At 49.0% G+C, this 17,321-nt stretch carries 17 protein-coding genes; all 17 read right to left on the bottom strand.

Annotation, left to right across the window (positions count from 1 at the left end; all coding sequences use genetic code 11):
- Positions 1 to 33 precede the first annotated feature (33 nt).
- A complete protein-coding gene (locus tag NQ502_RS17205; protein ID WP_028529968.1) occupies positions 34 to 807 on the bottom strand; it encodes an immunoglobulin-like domain-containing protein in 774 nt (257 codons plus the stop codon).
- A gap of 211 nt (positions 808 to 1,018) precedes the next feature.
- Positions 1,019 to 1,894, bottom strand: a complete 876-nt coding sequence (gene rfbD, locus NQ502_RS17200) for a dTDP-4-dehydrorhamnose reductase (RefSeq protein ID WP_028529967.1) — start codon at positions 1,892 to 1,894, stop codon at positions 1,019 to 1,021.
- Positions 1,895 to 1,931: 37 nt separating this feature from the next.
- Positions 1,932 to 2,951, bottom strand: coding sequence for a dTDP-glucose 4,6-dehydratase (gene rfbB / locus NQ502_RS17195; RefSeq protein ID WP_028529966.1), 1,020 nt, complete (start codon positions 2,949 to 2,951; stop codon positions 1,932 to 1,934).
- Between the two features lie 284 nt (positions 2,952 to 3,235).
- Positions 3,236 to 4,132 (bottom strand): glucose-1-phosphate thymidylyltransferase RfbA, encoded by an 897-nt coding sequence (gene rfbA / locus NQ502_RS17190; protein WP_028529965.1) that lies wholly within the window; start codon positions 4,130 to 4,132, stop codon positions 3,236 to 3,238.
- 101 nt (positions 4,133 to 4,233) lie between these two features.
- The gene (locus NQ502_RS17185; protein ID WP_028529964.1) at positions 4,234 to 4,542 is read right to left on the bottom strand and encodes a type II toxin-antitoxin system RelE/ParE family toxin; all 309 of its coding nucleotides are present in this window, start codon (positions 4,540 to 4,542) and stop codon (positions 4,234 to 4,236) included.
- Positions 4,532 to 4,798 carry a type II toxin-antitoxin system prevent-host-death family antitoxin gene (locus NQ502_RS17180; protein ID WP_028529963.1) on the bottom strand — a complete coding sequence of 89 codons (267 nt, stop codon included), beginning with the start codon at positions 4,796 to 4,798 and terminating at the stop codon, positions 4,532 to 4,534. The genes NQ502_RS17185 and NQ502_RS17180 overlap by 11 nt, the downstream gene beginning before the upstream one ends.
- A 111-nt stretch (positions 4,799 to 4,909) precedes the next feature.
- Positions 4,910 to 6,091: a MerR family transcriptional regulator gene (locus tag NQ502_RS17175; protein WP_028529962.1), complete on the bottom strand. Its 1,182-nt coding sequence runs from the start codon at positions 6,089 to 6,091 to the stop codon at positions 4,910 to 4,912.
- A 14-nt stretch (positions 6,092 to 6,105) separates the two neighbouring features.
- The gene (locus NQ502_RS17170; RefSeq protein WP_028529961.1) at positions 6,106 to 6,648 is read right to left on the bottom strand and encodes a VanZ family protein; all 543 of its coding nucleotides are present in this window, start codon (positions 6,646 to 6,648) and stop codon (positions 6,106 to 6,108) included.
- A gap of 67 nt (positions 6,649 to 6,715) precedes the next feature.
- Entirely contained in the window at positions 6,716 to 8,554 is a 1,839-nt protein-coding gene (gene glmS, locus NQ502_RS17165; RefSeq protein WP_028529960.1) for a glutamine--fructose-6-phosphate transaminase (isomerizing), read from the bottom strand.
- Between the two features lie 3 nt (positions 8,555 to 8,557).
- A complete protein-coding gene (gene glmM / locus NQ502_RS17160; RefSeq protein WP_028529959.1) occupies positions 8,558 to 9,913 on the bottom strand; it encodes a phosphoglucosamine mutase in 1,356 nt (451 codons plus the stop codon).
- 305 nt (positions 9,914 to 10,218) lie between these two features.
- The gene (locus tag NQ502_RS17155; protein WP_028529958.1) at positions 10,219 to 10,845 is read right to left on the bottom strand and encodes a hypothetical protein; all 627 of its coding nucleotides are present in this window, start codon (positions 10,843 to 10,845) and stop codon (positions 10,219 to 10,221) included.
- Between the two features lie 71 nt (positions 10,846 to 10,916).
- Positions 10,917 to 11,096: a hypothetical protein gene (locus tag NQ502_RS17150; protein ID WP_028529957.1), complete on the bottom strand. Its 180-nt coding sequence runs from the start codon at positions 11,094 to 11,096 to the stop codon at positions 10,917 to 10,919.
- Between the two features lie 201 nt (positions 11,097 to 11,297).
- On the bottom strand, positions 11,298 to 12,746 hold the full coding sequence (locus NQ502_RS17145; RefSeq protein WP_044983564.1) for a lipopolysaccharide biosynthesis protein: 1,449 nt from the start codon (positions 12,744 to 12,746) through the stop codon (positions 11,298 to 11,300).
- Entirely contained in the window at positions 12,733 to 14,178 is a 1,446-nt protein-coding gene (locus tag NQ502_RS17140) for an O-antigen polysaccharide polymerase Wzy family protein (protein WP_242830300.1), read from the bottom strand. The genes NQ502_RS17145 and NQ502_RS17140 overlap by 14 nt, the downstream gene beginning before the upstream one ends.
- A gap of 40 nt (positions 14,179 to 14,218) precedes the next feature.
- On the bottom strand, positions 14,219 to 15,451 hold the full coding sequence (locus NQ502_RS17135; protein ID WP_028529955.1) for a glycosyltransferase: 1,233 nt from the start codon (positions 15,449 to 15,451) through the stop codon (positions 14,219 to 14,221).
- A 38-nt stretch (positions 15,452 to 15,489) separates the two neighbouring features.
- Positions 15,490 to 16,692, bottom strand: a complete 1,203-nt coding sequence (locus tag NQ502_RS17130) for an ATP-grasp domain-containing protein (RefSeq protein WP_028529954.1) — start codon at positions 16,690 to 16,692, stop codon at positions 15,490 to 15,492.
- Between the two features lie 10 nt (positions 16,693 to 16,702).
- Complete coding sequence (locus NQ502_RS17125) at positions 16,703 to 17,320, bottom strand: sugar transferase (RefSeq protein WP_028529953.1); 618 nt, start codon at positions 17,318 to 17,320, stop codon at positions 16,703 to 16,705.
- Between the last annotated feature and the right edge of the window lies 1 nt (position 17,321).

The raw sequence follows: 17,321 nt of genomic DNA, 5'->3' as shown, positions 1-17,321 counted from the left end.
TATTCTACACGATATTTGTCCATTTGAAAAGTGTTAATTAACGGTAACCGTCAGAATCTCACGGTTCGAGCGGTTGCCGTCACTGTCCGCCGCATAATATGCAAGCTCGTACGTTCCCGGTTCATTTCTGTTCACATCGCCTTCCACGCGGATGTCACGGAACAGACGGGATCTGTCATCCTTGTCATCCGTAATGTCCTCCACCCAGGAAAGCTTGTTGAACTCTTCCCCCGCGCTGATCGTCACATAGTGCTGCTTCAGATAAAAGCGCGGTGCACCCGGGGACAGTGCCGCAATCGCCGCATCCCGCTGTGCCTGTGCCTGCTGCTCCAGCTCCTCCGGAGTCTGTGCCGCGGCGTCTGTCTCTGCAGCCTGTCCTTGTGCAGTATCTCCGTTCTCCGCACCTTCCTGCGTCTGATCTGCCGCTTCCGGCTGCTCTTCAGCCTGCGGTTCTGCTCCGCCGGAAGTATCCTCATCTGAGGCGGAGTACGTGACTTTCCTGGTCGCTTTCGTTACATTATGGCTGCTGTCCTTTGCCACATACGTCACCACCGCCTCGTCTCCAGTCGGCTGAGGCTTAATGGACTCTACGATCAGGGTATCCGTCACATCGCCGTCTTTATCGTCTACCGCAGTCACTCCCTGCAGCAGCTTGGTCTTCTCCATATCCGCCTGCCAGGTAATCTGCTGCGTCTCATCTATAGTAATCACCGGTCCCTCGCGGTCCTGTGTAACAACTACCCATACGGCTCCCGCAGCCAGCAGTATCCCGACGACTGCAACGCCTACAAGGTAAAGTTTTCTCATGGAATCTCCTCCTCTTTCTCGAAAAATCATATACATCTCATAATAGCACAATCTCCCCCCGCTGTTCAATCCTATAATTGGATATAATATGAAATAAATTTTTGTCACTTCCATATCATCAAAAAAAACCGGCGGTCATTGGCCGCCGGCTCGCAATTAGCAGAAGATTCACGCAACTTATGTTTCATTTCCCAATCAGTTCTGTACTGGATTAAAACTCAATTTCTTTCAGATACCGCGCCACCGCATCCTGCCACGCCGGCAGTCTCTCAAATCCGTTCTCCGTCAGTTTCTCTTTGCTCATCCGGCTGTTGGAAGGCCGTTTCGCCTTAGAAGGGTAATGATCGGCAGTGACCGGCTCCACCGTCAGATGTTCGGCGTCATACTCACTGCGCCCCATCGCTGCCGCCTGGCGGAAGATCTCACAGGCAAATTCATACCAGGAGCAGATTCCCTCGTTTGTCGCATGATAACGCCCGTACTTCTCTGTTTCGATCATATCGACCAGCAGCCGCGCGAGGTCATACGTATAGGTGGGGCTTCCGATCTGATCACAGACAACCGTCAGTTTATCGTGATTTTTTCCCAGATTCAGCATCGTCTTGATAAAATTCTTACCGTTTACACCGAATACCCAGGCGATGCGGACGATAAAATACTTGTCCAGCAGGTGTTCAATCGCGATCTCACCCTCATATTTCGTCTGTCCGTACACGTTGAGCGGCTGACGGTCCAGGTCGTCCGGCTCCCAGAAATCCGTTCCCGTTCCGCTGAATACATAGTCCGTACTGATATACATCATCTTAATATCCAGCTCCCGGCACAGCTTTGCCACATTCTCCGTGCCGACCGTATTCACCAGCCGCACTTGATCGATGCAGTCCTCCGCCGCATCGACTGCCGTCCACGCCGCACAGTGGACGACCGCATCCGGATTCACACTCTTTATCGTCTTCTCTACGGAAGCCAGATCGGTGATATCCATTTCTTCGATATCCACACCGACAGCCTCGTGCTGCCGTTTTGTGAGTTCGTCTACCACATCATGACCAAGCTGTCCCTTAACACCGGTTACTAATACTTTCATTCTAACTCCTTTCCGTCAGATACTAAAGCTGTCAGACCTATCGGTTCCCGTACATTGTCTCATAGTAATTCTGGTATTCCCCGGATATGATCGTCTCCCACCATTCCCTGTGTTCCAGATACCACCGGATCGTCTTTTTGATACCGTCTGCAAACATGGTTTCCGGCAGCCAGCCGAGTTCCGCATGAATCTTGGCCGGATCGATCGCATAGCGCATATCATGGCCCTTTCGGTCCGTCACATACGTGATCAGGCTTTCCGGTTTTCCAAGTTCTTTACAGATCATCTTCACGATATCAATATTTTTCATCTCATTGTGTCCGCCGATATTATAGACTTCGCCGATACGCCCTCTGTGGATGATCTGATCGATCGCCCTGCAGTGATCCTCGACATACAGCCAGTCGCGCACATTCTCGCCTTTGCCGTACACCGGCAGCGGACGGTCGTTCAGCGCGTTGGCAATCATCAGTGGGATCAGCTTTTCCGGGAAATGATACGGCCCGTAATTGTTGGAGCAGCGGCTGATGGTCACCGGCAGTCCATATGTGCGGTGATAGGCAAGCACCAGCAGATCCGCACCCGCCTTCGAGGAGCTGTACGGGCTGCTCGTGTGAATCGGCGTCTCCTCCGTAAAGAACAGATCCGGCCTGTCCAGGGGCAGATCACCGTACACTTCATCCGTGGAAACCTGATGATATCTCTGGATTCCGTATTTCCGGCATGCATCCATGAGCACCGCCGTTCCCTTGATATTGGTATCCAGAAACACTTCCGGGTTCTCGATCGAGCGGTCGACATGACTCTCTGCTGCAAAATTCACCACCATATCCGGGTGCTCTTCCTCAAACAGCCGATCTACCGCCTCCCTGTCCGTAATGCTCTCTTTCACAAAGCGGAAATTCGGATTTTCCATCACCGGAGCGAGAGTCGAGAGATTCCCGGCGTAAGTCAGGCAGTCCAGACATATGATCCGGTAATCAGGATACTTTGCGAGCATATGAAAAATAAAGTTACTTCCGATAAAACCGGCGCCGCCGGTCACGATAATCGTCATCATGATTTTCTTCCTTTTCTTAATATTATGCAGATACCAGGGTCAAAAGGTCGTGCGTTTCATGTTTGCATAAAAAAGCATGACTTTGGGACCCGCAAAACATGAGAAAGTAGCCCGAACAGGGCGGATTTCGAATGTTTTTAGGGTGCTGAGTGCCAGTGGCACTCGTTTAGCACCGACCGAAGCGAAGCGGAGATGTGGGAGCACATAGTGCGGAACAATCCGTGGTATCATGGGGCAAAAAAGCTTTTGCCTCAACATCATTATGCATTATGCGGGATCAGTTAATGCAGCACATCCAGATATTTTCCATCCAGAACGTCTTTCAGATACTGCCCATACTGATTTTTCTTCAGGACTTCGTAGACCTTCCAGACTTCTTCCTTCGTAATCCAGCCGTTCAGATAAGCGATCTCTTCCAGGCAGGCGACCTTGCGGTGCTGATGCTGTTCCACCGTCTTGACGAAATTCGTAGCCTCCACAAGACTCTCATGGGTACCCGTATCCAGCCAGGTAAAGCCCTGCCCGAGCAGTTCCACATTCAGGTTCCCGTTATCCAGATAGATACGGTTCAGATCCGTGATCTCCAGCTCTCCCCGGGCACTCGGCTTCAGCTCCTTCGCATATTTTACGACGTCGTTGTCATAGAAATACAGGCCGGTCACACAGTAGTTGCTTTTCGGATGTTCCGGCTTCTCTTCGATCGACACCGCTTTCCCCTCGCTGTTAAATTCCACGATCCCGAAACGCTCCGGGTCGTCCACGTAATATCCGAAAACGGTCGCCCCTTTCCCCTGTTCAGCGTTCTCCACCGCCGCGGTCAGCCGTTCTTTCAGGCCGTGCCCTGCGAAAATATTATCTCCCAGAACCATCGCCGCCGTATCATTTCCAATAAATTCACTTCCAATGATAAAAGCCTGCGCCAGTCCGTCCGGGCTGGGCTGAACAGCATAGGAGAGACTGACCCCGAACTGGTGTCCGTCGCCTAAGAGCCTCTCGAACTGCGGAGTATCCTGCGGAGTCGAAATAATCAGTATGTCACGGATTCCGGCATTCATCAACACGGACATGGGATAATAGATCATTGGCTTGTCGTAAATGGGCAACAGCTGTTTCGAAGTTACCATCGTCAGCGGATAAAGCCGTGTTCCGGAACCGCCTGCTAAAATAATTCCCTTCAAATGTAATGCCTCCTGTCTTTTGTTCTCATCAATATCAATGGTATCTATGGACATTATAAAAGGTGACCTAAGGTCACCTTCAAGTGTTTTTTGCTATTTCTTTATTTTGTAAAGAGCTTTGTGTAGTCACTCTGTGTATCTGCAATATGATAAATATAAACAATTTCACCGATCATCCTGTATATGGCAACATGCTTTTGACAGATGACCATGCGATATCCTCTTTTATTTAACCACTCATCGGGAGTCAATGATCCAGAATCAGGAAAGTCTTCCAGGCGTTCAAGGCTGTCAAGAATATGATCACCTACTTTAAATGCAGTGTCCACATCAAATGTGACCGCATAATGATCCTCAATTTTCTTTAAATCCTCCCATGCTGTAGGAAGTATTTCAATCTTATATTTCATTTAACCGTTCTCTCAATCCTTTTCGGGCATCTGCAATACTCATAGTTTTAATGCCGCTTAAACGCTCTTCCTCCGCCTGCAGTACTTTAGCCCGAAGTTCAAGTACCTGTTCTCTGCGTTCAAATGCCTCAATACTCATAAACACCGCATCACCTTCACCATTTTTTGTAATATATATAGGTTCTTCCATGTTTTTCGCAAGTTCTGAAATCAATGCATATTCATTTCTTAAGCTGGTAGACGCTTTAATAATCATTGTTTGGCCTCCTCTTTTATATCAATTTTATATCATAATTCTATCATATTATTACTATGTTTACAAGTCAATCCTGCACGAATAGTATCATAGATCTGTAAATCCAGTATCTCACGTAACACAGATAAAAATTCCCGCCTCTTTCGTGATATGAAAGCCCTTTCTTGTTTTTTTCTCCACAAACTGACGAAATTCCTTATAACGGTCCAGAATGTACTGATTCTGATTTCCATGGCAGGAAAGAATATACTCGATCAGCGGTTCCGGCACATCTACCAGCAGAGAGTCTTCATATATCACGGTCTGAACATCATCAAAATATGGCCGAAGCAGTTCCCCGCCGTTTTCCAGCCCGAACCGTTCATACAGCCTGTCTGCAGACAGCGTAATCCGGTCATCAAATGTGCGCACCAGTTCATTGATCTCTCTCATATGATTCGCGCTGTAAGTACTGCAGATCAGCCTGCCCCCCGGTTTCAGCACGCGCGCAATGCCGGCGCACACGTTTGGCACGTCATCGCAGTAGAAAAGCAGATGATTGGCGATGACCACGTCGAAACACGCGTCAGGATAAGGAATCTGCCGGCAGTCAACCACCTCGAAGGAAAAGCGTCCGTCCTCCGGACCAATCGCCCGCCTCGCGTCACGGATCATCCCCTCCGAGATGTCAGACATGATCACCCGGATGCCGTCCGGTATGGACGCCAGGTTCTCCGTCCACAGCGCTCCGTTCCCGCATCCGAGCTCGAGCACACGCATCCCCGAACGCAGACCGCACTGCTGATAGATCCAGGGGAACCACCCCTGCGTGTTCTGTGCGTACAGTGTATGCAGGTTGATCCTGGCAGATATATTTGTAGCGTTCTGATACTGGCTTTTCAGGCTTTTTTCCATGTTGGTCAGATGAATCAGTTCCAGCATCCGGCTCCAGTCGATGCAGTGATCCGTCTCGATCACAGAAGTCGTATCCTGTATCGCCTTTTCCACCATCTGCAGCTGCTCGATCCGGTCACGGATCAGTTTGAGCTGCAGGTTCAGGGAATTGATGAGCATATGAGTATCTGAATCATTGATCGTCATATTCCGGATATCGTCCAGTGAAAATCCAAGATATTTGAGCAGAAGGATCTGCTGAAGCCGCGCAAGATCCGAATCTGTATAGAAACGCTTTCCGTAATCATTGACGTACGAAGGCCTGAGTATGTTCTGCTTGTCATAAAAACGGATCGTCCGCACGGACACCCTCGCCATACGGGCGAACTCACCGGACGTATAGTATTTTGTTTGTTCCATATCCCGCCTTCCTCCTAATTCTTCCTGCACATCACGAAGCGGTATACTTTCCTGGCTATCACGTAACCGGCCACGCATCCCAGCGTATTGTGTATGATATCATCCCACTCAAACAGTCCCCGGTGAAACACAAGCTGGCATACTTCGATACACGAGGAGACCAGCAGTCCTGCCAGAACCGCAATCCATGCTCGCATCGGCCTGTGCAGCGCAAACGGCAGCAGCACCCCGAGCGGCAGCAGCAGTATACAATTGAGCAGAATCTCTTCCAGCATTCCCGCACTGCGGTTTTCGATCACATAGCGGTACGACCAGAACAGCTGCAGCTCGTAGTTCGGCTCCGGAGTCGGCACCCTGGTAAATACCGTCGACGCGAATACGACAAACAGAAAGATATAAATCAGTAAAACCGCTGCTCCCTGCACGGCCTTGATCTTCTTCTTTCTGACCAGTACAGTCACACTCATGAAGAACAGGCACAGGAAGACAGCAAAACAGACCGTCTCCCCGGATGACCATGGCGGATTCTGGTGTATAAAAATTTCATATAAATCCATACACATCTCCATACATTAAAGAGCAGACCCGATCGCGCTCACATCATCAAGTCTGCTCTCCTTTTTATTATTCCACCGTCACCGATTTTGCCAGGTTCCGTGGTTTATCCACATCCAGTCCCTTCGCCAGTGACACGTAATATGCCAGCAGCTGCAGCGGGATCACCGCCAGACTGTTTGCAAAACATTCGGCCGTCTTCGGCACGTAGATGGTAAAGTCTGCCGTATCTTCAATCGAATAATTCCCATAAGAAGTCAGCCCCATCACATAGGCACCGCGGCTCTTCACCTCGACCATGTTGCTGATTACCTTTTCAAATAATTCCGACTGGGTCGCAACGCCGACGACAAGCGTTCCGTTCTCGATCAGTGAGATCGTGCCGTGTTTCAGCTCGCCCGCCGCATAGGCCTCGGAGTGGATATAGGAAATCTCCTTCAGCTTCAAAGATCCCTCCATCGAGATCGCATAGTCCAGTCCGCGGCCAATGAAGAAAATATCATGGCTGTGGGAGAATTTATTCGCAAACCACTGAATCCGCTCCTTCTCATCCAGTATTCTTTTAATCTTATCCGGGAGTTTCTGAAGCTCTTTCAGATAAGCTGCATACTCATCCTCCGATACCACCCCGCGGACCTTTCCGAAATGAATGCCGATCAGGTACATGGCAGCCAGCTGCGTACTGTACGCCTTGGTCGTGGCCACCGATATCTCCGGGCCCGCCCATGTATAGAATACACTGTCCGCCTCCCTCGCGATGGAGCTGCCGACTACATTTACGATTCCCAGCACCTGAAACCCGCGTTTGCGGGCTTCCCGCAGCGCTGCCAGGGAATCTGCGGTCTCACCGGACTGGCTGACCACGATGACAAGCGTGTGTTCCTCCATCACCGGCTTGCGGTAGCGGAATTCACTTGCCAGATCCACATCCACTGCGATCTGCGTCATCTGCTCCAGAACGTATTTGGCGCTCATGCAGACGTGGTATGCCGATCCGCAGGCTACCATCTGAATCCGGCGGATATTTCTGATCTCCTCGTCCGTCATCTTCAGTTCCTCGATGACGATCTCGTTATCCTTAATCCTCGGGCTGATGGTGTCTGCGACGGCTTTCGGCTGCTCGTAGATCTCTTTGAGCATAAAATGCGCAAATCCGCCTTTTTCTGCGGCTTCCGCGTCCCATTCGATCCTGCTGAACTCTTTGCTGATCTCTTCCTGGTCAATATCGTAGAATTTCACGCCGTCCGCGGTCAGCTTTGCGATCTCCATGTTCTGGATAAAGCATACATCCTTCGTATATTTTAAGATCGCCGGCACATCAGAGGCGATAAAGTTCCCCTCCGCGCTGCTGCCGATGATCATCGGGCTGTCTTTTCTGACGGCATAGATCGTTCCCGGACAGTCCTGGAACAGGATGCCCAGTGCATAGGAGCCGCGGATACGTACCATCACCTTGGCGATCGCCTCCAGCGGATTTCCATCATAATAGTGATCCAGCAGATGGGCGAGAACCTCGGTATCTGTCTGGGAGATAAACTCATATCCCTTTTTCTCCAGACTTTCTCTCAGCTCCTGGTAGTTTTCGATAATCCCGTTATGCACGATAACGATCCGCTTATCTTTCGTAAAATGCGGATGCGCATTCACGACGGAAGGTTCCCCGTGTGTCGCCCATCTGGTATGCCCGATTCCGCAGGTTCCCTTTACCGCCTTGCCGTTGTCGGTCATTTCACACAGCGCCATCAGCGGACCCTTTGCCTTGATCACATCGATCACATGCTGATCCTGCTTCACACCGTCCACTGCGATTCCCGAGGAATCATAGCCGCGGTACTCCAGTTTCGACAGGCCATCCAACAGAATGGGAGCTGCCGCCTCGTTTCCCGTATATCCTACAATACCGCACATAGATTAATCCTCCCTGTAGCCGTTCATGATAATAACATCCAGCACCTGGTCTACAAGTCTCTCACACTGCTCATATTCCGGCGCCTCCACCATCACGCGGACTACCGGCTCTGTTCCGCTCTCGCGCACGAGGATGCGGCCGTCATCGCCGAGCTCATCAGCCGCACGCTTCACTGCAGCCTGCACCGCCATATCTCCCTGTGCCTTCGCCTTATCTGTCACCCGGATATTCTTCAGGACCTGAGGATAAATCGTAACCGGGGATGCCAGAACACTGAGCGGTTTTTTCTTCTCCAGAATCACTTCCATCATCTTGAGTGCCGTCAGGATGCCGTCACCCGTCGTCGCATATTTCCGGAAGATAATATGCCCGGACTGCTCTCCGCCGATACGGTATCCGTTTTCCGCCATATTCTCATATACGTATTTATCACCGACAGCCGTCTTTTCATATTCAATCCCAGCCTCATCAAGCGCCTTATAGAGTCCGAAGTTTGACATTACCGTTGTCACGACCTTGTTGCCCACCAGTTTTCCGCGTTCCTTCATATAACAGCCGTAGATATAGATGATCAGATCCCCGTCGACCACCTCACCGTTTTCATCCACGCAGAGGCAGCGGTCGGCATCCCCGTCGAATGCAAAGCCCACGTCCAGCTTCTTCTCTCTCACGAGCTGCTGCAGTCCTTCCATATGAGTCGATCCGCAGCCCATATTGATGTTGGTGCCGTCAGGTTCATTGTTGATCACATAAGTCTTGGCTCCAAGCGCATCAAAGACGCTCTTGGCGATCATCCACGCACTGCCGTTCGCACAGTCGAGTCCGACCCGCATGTTCTTATAGGAACGTGTCGCCAGAGAGATCAGATATCCTACATAACGGTTCCTGCCCGCGGAATAGTCCACGGTGCGTCCGATCTTCTCCTTCGTAGCCAGCGGAATCTCTCCCGCAATGCCGTCTATGTAAGCCTCGACTTTCAGTATGGTCCCCTCATCCATCTTCTCGCCGTTGCTGTTGATCAGCTTGATTCCATTGTCATAGTATGGGTTGTGGCTCGCCGAAATCATGATCCCGCAGTCAAAGTCTTCCGTCCGCGCCACATAAGAAACACTCGGCGTCGTCGTCACATGCAGCAGATACGCATCCGCGCCGGAAGCTGTCAGACCTGCCGCCAACGCATATTCAAACATATATGAGGATCTTCTTGTGTCCTTGCCGATCACCGCCTTGCAGCGCTCATCTTTTTTATTTCTGCCGTAGTACCAGCCGAGAAACCGGCCGATCTTGTATGCGTGCTCTACTGTCAAATTTACATTGGCCTCACCGCGGAAACCGTCTGTTCCGAAATATTTTCCCATCGTTATCCCCTTCTTTCAGTGTAAATAACCCTTGTCTCAAAGGTTTCTGACTTAGATTCGCGGATATATTCTTTCATTTTATCCACGTTACACTATAGTAGAAAATCCGCGGCATGTCAAGAAATGGGCGGATATTTTTGCAGATTGGGGTTTAATTATGCAGTATAAAATGTATGGTTACATTAATTAACTCTCACATAAATATTTCTCTGCTCTCAATTGCATTCGCCACCACCGGCATCTCCGGATAAAGCCAGATCACATTCAACCCGGCGTTCATAATCTCAAATGCAATCTCATCCGGATTACAGAGCTGGATTTTGTGAAGAAAATGGTTTCCCTTGTACATATATTCCATAGCGTCTAAAGGTAGATTCCTTTTTTCCTACATGATTCGGCTGAAAGCAGATTCTGCGAATCAGTGTAGAAATGTCATATGCATCATGAATGCGGCTGCTGCGCACAACCACGGCAAAGTCACCAGCAGTCAACAGGCGGTACATCTTCCATTGAATGTCTTTATTCCGTGCAAAATTCTCTGTGATGCAATCCTGCACCTTTTCCATACAACCGCTGCAGGAAATAACTGTGCTTTGGTCATCCATAAAATAATCCGCCTGATAAATATCCGGATTCATAAACACCTGAATCACCGTCAGCACAGGATACTGCTCGCTGGTTTCGAATATATCTTCCGTTCCATAATTTTTTTCTTCAAACAGACAATAACGCTGATGAGAAATGCCTGCCTTCTGACTGTTTGCACCAAATTTAATTCCCATGCATTCCGCTAATGTGATCTTTTCACTGTCCAGATCTTCTATTTTAATTCCGTCAAAATAATCCGTAACAAAATAATGAATATCCTGTTCTGTAATTTTATTAGTCGCCGAACTGCAGCGATATAAATTCAGCATCTTAATTTTTCCCACGTGTATCCTCCTTATTTAACCTTTGACAAAAAAAGAATCAGTTCTGCCAGGCAGAACTGATTCTATCATTTTTAATAAGGTAATTCCTTCATCTTATCTAAATGTTCAGGGGACAACAGGTAGGGGCGCTGATTCGATTTGGGATCGTAGTAATTTCTTCTGTCTATATATGATATTCTCATTTCTCTTCCAGGCAATGTGTCTATCACAACCGGCAGTACTACTCCTCCTAGCTTAGCCTTCTTTTGCATCTCAAATGCCTCCTATTGATTATTGGTATTTATTTTATAACATATTTTGAATAATTGCAATATTTTTGTTAACCATTTTAAGATTTAATCAATTACCGCTGTCAAAGCAGACGAATCATCTGCCGGAACAATGGCTCCCCTTTTATGTTCTAAAACAGAAACACGGGCGCTTATCCTTTTGGAGGTTATTGATTTTGTCCTTTATTTTAAACTGTCATCTCTGATACGCCTGACACTCCCGGCTATCCGCCGTCTTGCAAACAGAGCAAGAAATATCATATAGATTATCACGCAGACGATGACGGCAATCATGTCGCCCAGTGTCCCCTTCAGGAACCGCCTCATGAAAACAGCACCTGCGGCCATACAGCCTGTTGTCAGGCACGGTATCGGAAATGTCGCAAAAAATCTGCCGGGCGCTATCCCGATATACCGTTTCATAAAGATCACACTGATCACCATCTGCCACAGCACACACAGACACCTTGCATAAACCATGATCCAAAAACCATACCCGGCACTGACGATGCAGACGGGTATCAGTACGGCCAGGTAAAGCATTTGAAACAAAAATAATATCCGGGGTATTCCCCTGGATTTGTACAGCTCAGCCGGAAGACTGTAGAACGTCACACTGCACAGCATCATCAGCCCCCATGCACCCACGATATTGGCCGCCTCCGACCACTGGTTTCCGAACAGAAGAAGGGTCGCGGTCTCCCTGTATAAGAAAAGGCCCGCCCCCATCGGCAGCACAAGATAGAGTATCAGATGATAAATACTGAGAAACGCGTCGCAGTATTCTTTTTTTGAATTCTTCAGACGCGATAAAGCGGACAGCAGGACCGGACTCATGGACGCGGACAGCATTCCCATAATGGACTGTACCATATTCGTGGAATTCTTATAGAGCCCGAGCTGATATTCCGAAAACATACTCCCGACGATAAACGTATCCACCCAGAAGATCGCCCAATTCGCAAGCGCCTCACATAAGGACCAGAAACTGTAGTTAAACATCCTTTTCAGAATCCTGACTTCATAAAAAAACCCCGGTCTCCACTTCGAAAATGCTGTCAGCACGATCGCATTCACCAGTGCGCCGGAAATATTCCCGATGATCAATGCCCAGAAGGAGCGCAGCGCCAGTGCCAGCGGTACTGTAATCATTAAGGGGGCTGCCGCAGCCGAGATCCTAGCGGCAAATAATTTTTTAAACTCAAACTGTCTCCTGAAAAGCGCCGTTTGAATGCTGGAGACGGACGTGATCATCAATTGTACGCTGGCGATTGCTATCACATTGCCGTAATCTCTGTGCCCCAGAAATGAAGCGATCGGAAACCGAAACAGGATAATCAGCGCCGTCATCAGGGCAGAGATACCCAGATTGGTCCAAAATGACACGTCGGCATACCGTTCCTTCTCTTCTTCACTCTCAAAATCATGCTGTACCAGATACTTGCCGAAGCCGGCATCTGTGATTAAATCGACAAAACTGACGAGCATATTGCAGACTGCTACCACACCGAACGCGTCCGGTGTGAGCACCCTCGCCAGAATCATGTTCGTTATCGGGACCACAAACTTAACAGCCACCTCTGAAAAAAGAGACCACCCCATTGACTCTTGAATCGTTTTATCTTTTGCCATTCATGATACTCCTCGCCCCAGGTGCCAAACCGCCTGCTTTTTTACTGAACAGCAGCTGTGCCAGAACAAACACGAACACGACGGTAATTACTGTTGTCGGAGCGAAAAGCTGTGTGATAAATCCGGTGTAGCTGCCGCGAATCGCCCACAGCAGCTGTGTTATGATTATGAAACGAACTGCAGTGGTTAACACCCTCTCGTCTTTTTTCCTGTTTGCAATCCCCGCAATCAGAAGAGCATAGAGTACATTGCCCAGTACGATGCCCGCATAGCCGAAATCCTGATACAATTCCGCAATATAACAGCTTCCCGTCCCCCTTCCGGACAGATACGCATCTCCCATCACGGTGTAACCCAGCGCATGTGTAAAGCTCCCCCCGTGCAATGCATGTTCAACAGTGTTTCCATGATACACCCTGATTCCAAACAGCCGCGCAAAGATTCCGCTGTGCAAAAACTCCAGAATATATGTCTGATCCGACGGGATTTTATCCCTGTACATATAGGCTCTCTTCATAACATTGCTGGTAACACCCTGGTCATAAAAGAAGTTGATAAATCCATCCATAAATCTGATGCCGGATATCTCCCCTCCCTCACGCCAGATGCTATAACCTGACGCGAACACCGCCAGCAGCGGAACAGCCAGTACTCCGATTATCACCATCTTCCTCGTGATCCAGGCCTCGTCCGGATTCAGTCCCTCGCGATATACGAAATACACAAACAAAAACAGGATTCCCAGCATCGCCGTAGAACGCTGCCCGCTGCCCAATGATATCACGAGATAGCATACATAGAGGATGAGCGGCCGCCTGATCTGCTTTTTATCCGGGCGTGCTGCGAGATAGATATTCCATGCGACAGGCATAATCAGCTCTATTTTACTGATGACATATAATATGGTGTTTCCTGCCAGATACTCGGAGAAATCCGTATAATAGCCCGTAACCCCTCTTGCCGCTACAAAGCTTCCGGCGGCAATCTCGGAGACGACGGCAAAGACCCACGAAACATAATAAACATACAGGCTTATTCTTTTAATCAATGCAACCTTCCCGGCATGATTCACATAGTCTGAGTTTCTCCTTCTGCGTCTGTTTCCATATTTCGTGAACAGATGATAACATAACCCAAGCGTCAGTAACGATACAAAGTAAGATATGTATGCATGTGCCTGCACATCCCCCGGGAAACTCTCGGTTTTATAATTTACGAATTGCTGCAGAAAATCTCTCCCCAGCAGGAAGACAAAAAAAGCAATTAAAAAAGCAAACAGCATACTCCGGTCTTTGATATTATGACAGGCATAGAGCAGTAAATACAGCCATGCCGACAACACAAGCAGAAACCAGCCCCCGACACCTGTCAGCAAACCGGCTGTCAGCAGCACGGCTATTGCCAGCAATCCATATAACGATTTGATCTTCACACGCAAACCTTTCACCTCTTACTATCAATCTGTTACTCCCCTACCGGAATAATTCGCTGGTAAAACTCAAATAATTTTTTTCTGCGTTATACTTATCATCCCAAATCCGTCTCGCCTCTTTGCGGAATCTCAGATAGCGCTCCCTGTCCAGCCCGCAGAACCACGTGATCCGGTCCGCCAGTTCCCGGTCCGAGACATCCGCGCACAGGAGGAGGCCATTGACGCCATCAGAAATTATTTCTCCGGTCCCGCCGACATCCGTGGCGAGACACGGTATGCCCACGGAAGACGCTTCCATGATCGAGACAGGAATGCCCTCCGATGAACTGACGTTTACAAACAAATAATAATTTTCTGTGATGTAATCTTCAAGCAGCGCCGCATTATCAACATTTCCCTTAAAGACATATGTGACATTCCCGCCAAGCATCTTTTCCGCCAGCGCTTTGATATCCTCCATCAGCAGTCCGTCCCCGTAATGCGTCCATTTGATGTTCACATCCCTGATCAAAGACATCGCGCGGATTAACTTATCCAGCCGTTTTACTTTCACCACGTTGGAGCATGTCACAATCTCATACGGAGCATCCTTCCACTCGTACGCTTTCACGCCGCGGTCCAATGTCCCCAGTAATTTTGTGGCCACCTTGTTTTTATACTCCGGATAACCTTTTGTCAGATAAGCCGTACCGTCGTCCGAACAGGGATAAACGAAGTCAATTTCGTCGAGGATGCCTTTCCGCATCGGGATGTATGAGCCGCGGTGTTCTTCCTCATACAGATCATATCTGTGTGCCCTGGCAACAATCCTGCAGTCCAGGTTCCACTTTTTTCTCAGTATCACTGCCACGTAGGGCTGATACTCAAACCTGTAGGAATAGAAGACGACGTCTCCCTCCGGCTTTTGATTTTTCATTTTCTTTCTGATGATTCCCACTTCATAATGCGCCCGGCTGAAGAAAACAAACAGATTGATTACATTCGTTTTACTGAAACGCCTGCTTTTCACAAGCCGCAGGAATTCCTGATAAAAGTTGGGATCAAATACTGCCCGCACCGCGTTTATCAGATATGTGCATCTGGAGGCATACCATACCGGGATCACGCTCACATTTTTCCCCACAGCTCTCCTGACTTTTTGATGTTCACCGCGAGTCTGCAGCGCAAAGATCCATACTTGATCAAACGCATCATAAAATTTTATCTCTGTTTCCAGATAGGGTTCCCAGTTTCCATATGGAAAGGCATTCGTAAACAGGCATAATGTTTTCAATGATTTCTCTCCCTGAGACCGAACTCTGAACTCTGAATTCAGACATCGATCCTTATCTCTTCTGTCATCTCTTCTAACTTTCTTCTGCAGTCATCCAGTGTCCTGCCTTTCACGATCATCTGCCCTATGCAATCATTGGAATTTTCAAACACCCGGATTTCATCCCCCGGCTTCCTGAAAAAAGTAATCTCCACAATATCGCCGCTCATCCGTCCCGTGTAACGGATGTCCTTCAAAATCCCCTTCTGCTCAGTCGAGAACAGCATTTTTGCATATCCTGCGGTCCGCACAGGGGGTCTCATTTTCCAGTATTCCAGAGGGTCTGCTCCAACAGCCATCGCGGCAATCATCTTATAGTATTCAACACCGTAATTAATCTCGACAAGCTCCGGCAGACAGTTCGCACCCACACGTCCCGTAATCTCGATCACATATACTTTATTGTCCCTCAGGATCAGATCCGCGTTGACTGCACAGTTGTTCAGCCCGATTGCCCTTATCGCCTTCCTGAGCACCTCCTCTGTCTGCCGCTGTACATCCCGGCTGCACTCCAGCGGAACGTAGTGCCCGACCGGAACAGCCGTATGGCTCATGAACGTCTCATCCCCGTGCGGCATCACAAACAGCACTTCGCCCCGGTAAACAAATGCCTGTGCGCCAAATTCCCAGCCTTCTATGAATTCCTCGACGATACAGCAGGAACGTTTCGTCAGCTGCATCGCCATACGGAATCCCTCAAAAGCCGCTTCTTTTGTCCTGGCAATATAGATACCGCTGCTCCCCTGAAGATCTGTCGCCTTGATAATAACAGGAAGCGGAATGTTACCAAGAGCTTCCTCAAGTTCCTGTTCACTGGAGATTTCAAAATACTGCGCCGTGCTGACGCCGTGCTCCATAAAAGCCTTCTTCATCCTGGATTTATCATTGCACATGATCGCGGCATCTTCCCCGATTCCTGTCAGTTTTAAGGCATCACATATCCTTCCCAGGGCAGAGATACCGGTATCGAGACAGCAGGTCGCTGCTCCGTCCAACTCAAGATTCGCCGCTTTTTCTGCAACCTCATCCGGATCAGCGATATTCATATACCTGATTTCGTCAGCCAGAGAGATACCCGGCAGATTATCGCCCGGCATGGTTCCTGCTATGGCTCTGATTCCCATTTCCCGCGCCGCTTTATAAAGTCCCGCCTGACCGCGGCCTGCGCCCAGGATCAGCAGCCTCTTACCCGCTACATTCATACTCTTCTCCTTACATTCTCCGGTTCTTCATTTCATCCGCATTCGTATAAATATTTTTTCTAAGTAAAACCGTCCCGACCGTTTTGATTAGTATTTTCACATCTCCCCAAAACGTAACATGACCGGCATAGTCGGCGTCTTTTTGCAGCTTCTCTTCCTGAGAAACAGAATTTCTATAGTATGCCTGCGTATACCCCGTGATCCCCGGCCTGACGGTAAGTCTCACCCGTCTCTTCTCATCATAATCCGAAAGCGGTCTGTCCGTAGTCACCGGGCGCGGTCCGACAAGGCTCATATCGCCTTTCAGGACATTGAAAAACTGCGGTATCTCATCGATGGAAGTCTGCCGCAGAAATCTTCCTACTCTTGTTATTCGCGGGTCCTCCGGCGAATTGTAAGTGGAATTGTCCCTGTTTCGTATGTCCGGTGCGTTCATTTTCATAGACCTGAATTTATACATTACAAATATTCTGCCATTGAGCCCTCTTCTTCTTGCCCTGTAAAACACGCTTCCTCCGTCTTCCAGACAGATCAGCGGCGCCACGATAACCGTAATCCCACACACAATCGGAAACGCAGCGATGCCAATGACGACGTCAAACAGCCGCTTCAGATAACGCTGGTACACG

This window comes from Ruminococcus gauvreauii (assembly GCF_025151995.1).
Classification (GTDB): domain Bacteria; phylum Bacillota; class Clostridia; order Lachnospirales; family Lachnospiraceae; genus Ruminococcus_G; species Ruminococcus_G gauvreauii.
The sequence above is the reverse complement of the archived record's forward strand: the minus strand, read 5'-3'. Positions and strand labels throughout refer to the sequence as shown.

Coding starts and splice junctions, on each gene's coding strand:
- NQ502_RS17130 (WP_028529954.1), bottom strand. CDS start 16,692: ATGAATGTAGCGGGTAAGAGGCTGCTGATCCTGGGCGCAGGCCGCGGT.
- NQ502_RS17170 (WP_028529961.1), bottom strand. CDS start 6,648: ATGGATTTATATGAAATTTTTATACACCAGAATCCGCCATGGTCATCC.
- NQ502_RS17180 (WP_028529963.1), bottom strand. CDS start 4,798: ATGATTATTAAAGCGTCTACCAGCTTAAGAAATGAATATGCATTGATT.
- NQ502_RS17175 (WP_028529962.1), bottom strand. CDS start 6,091: ATGGAACAAACAAAATACTATACGTCCGGTGAGTTCGCCCGTATGGCG.
- NQ502_RS17205 (WP_028529968.1), bottom strand. CDS start 807: ATGAGAAAACTTTACCTTGTAGGCGTTGCAGTCGTCGGGATACTGCTG.
- NQ502_RS17150 (WP_028529957.1), bottom strand. CDS start 11,096: ATGCAAAAGAAGGCTAAGCTAGGAGGAGTAGTACTGCCGGTTGTGATA.
- rfbD (WP_028529967.1), bottom strand. CDS start 1,894: ATGAAAGTATTAGTAACCGGTGTTAAGGGACAGCTTGGTCATGATGTG.
- NQ502_RS17145 (WP_044983564.1), bottom strand. CDS start 12,746: ATGGCAAAAGATAAAACGATTCAAGAGTCAATGGGGTGGTCTCTTTTT.
- rfbB (WP_028529966.1), bottom strand. CDS start 2,951: ATGACGATTATCGTGACCGGCGGCGCCGGTTTTATCGGAAGTAACTTT.
- glmM (WP_028529959.1), bottom strand. CDS start 9,913: ATGGGAAAATATTTCGGAACAGACGGTTTCCGCGGTGAGGCCAATGTA.
- glmS (WP_028529960.1), bottom strand. CDS start 8,554: ATGTGCGGTATTGTAGGATATACGGGAAACGAGGCGGCAGCTCCCATT.
- NQ502_RS17185 (WP_028529964.1), bottom strand. CDS start 4,542: ATGAAATATAAGATTGAAATACTTCCTACAGCATGGGAGGATTTAAAG.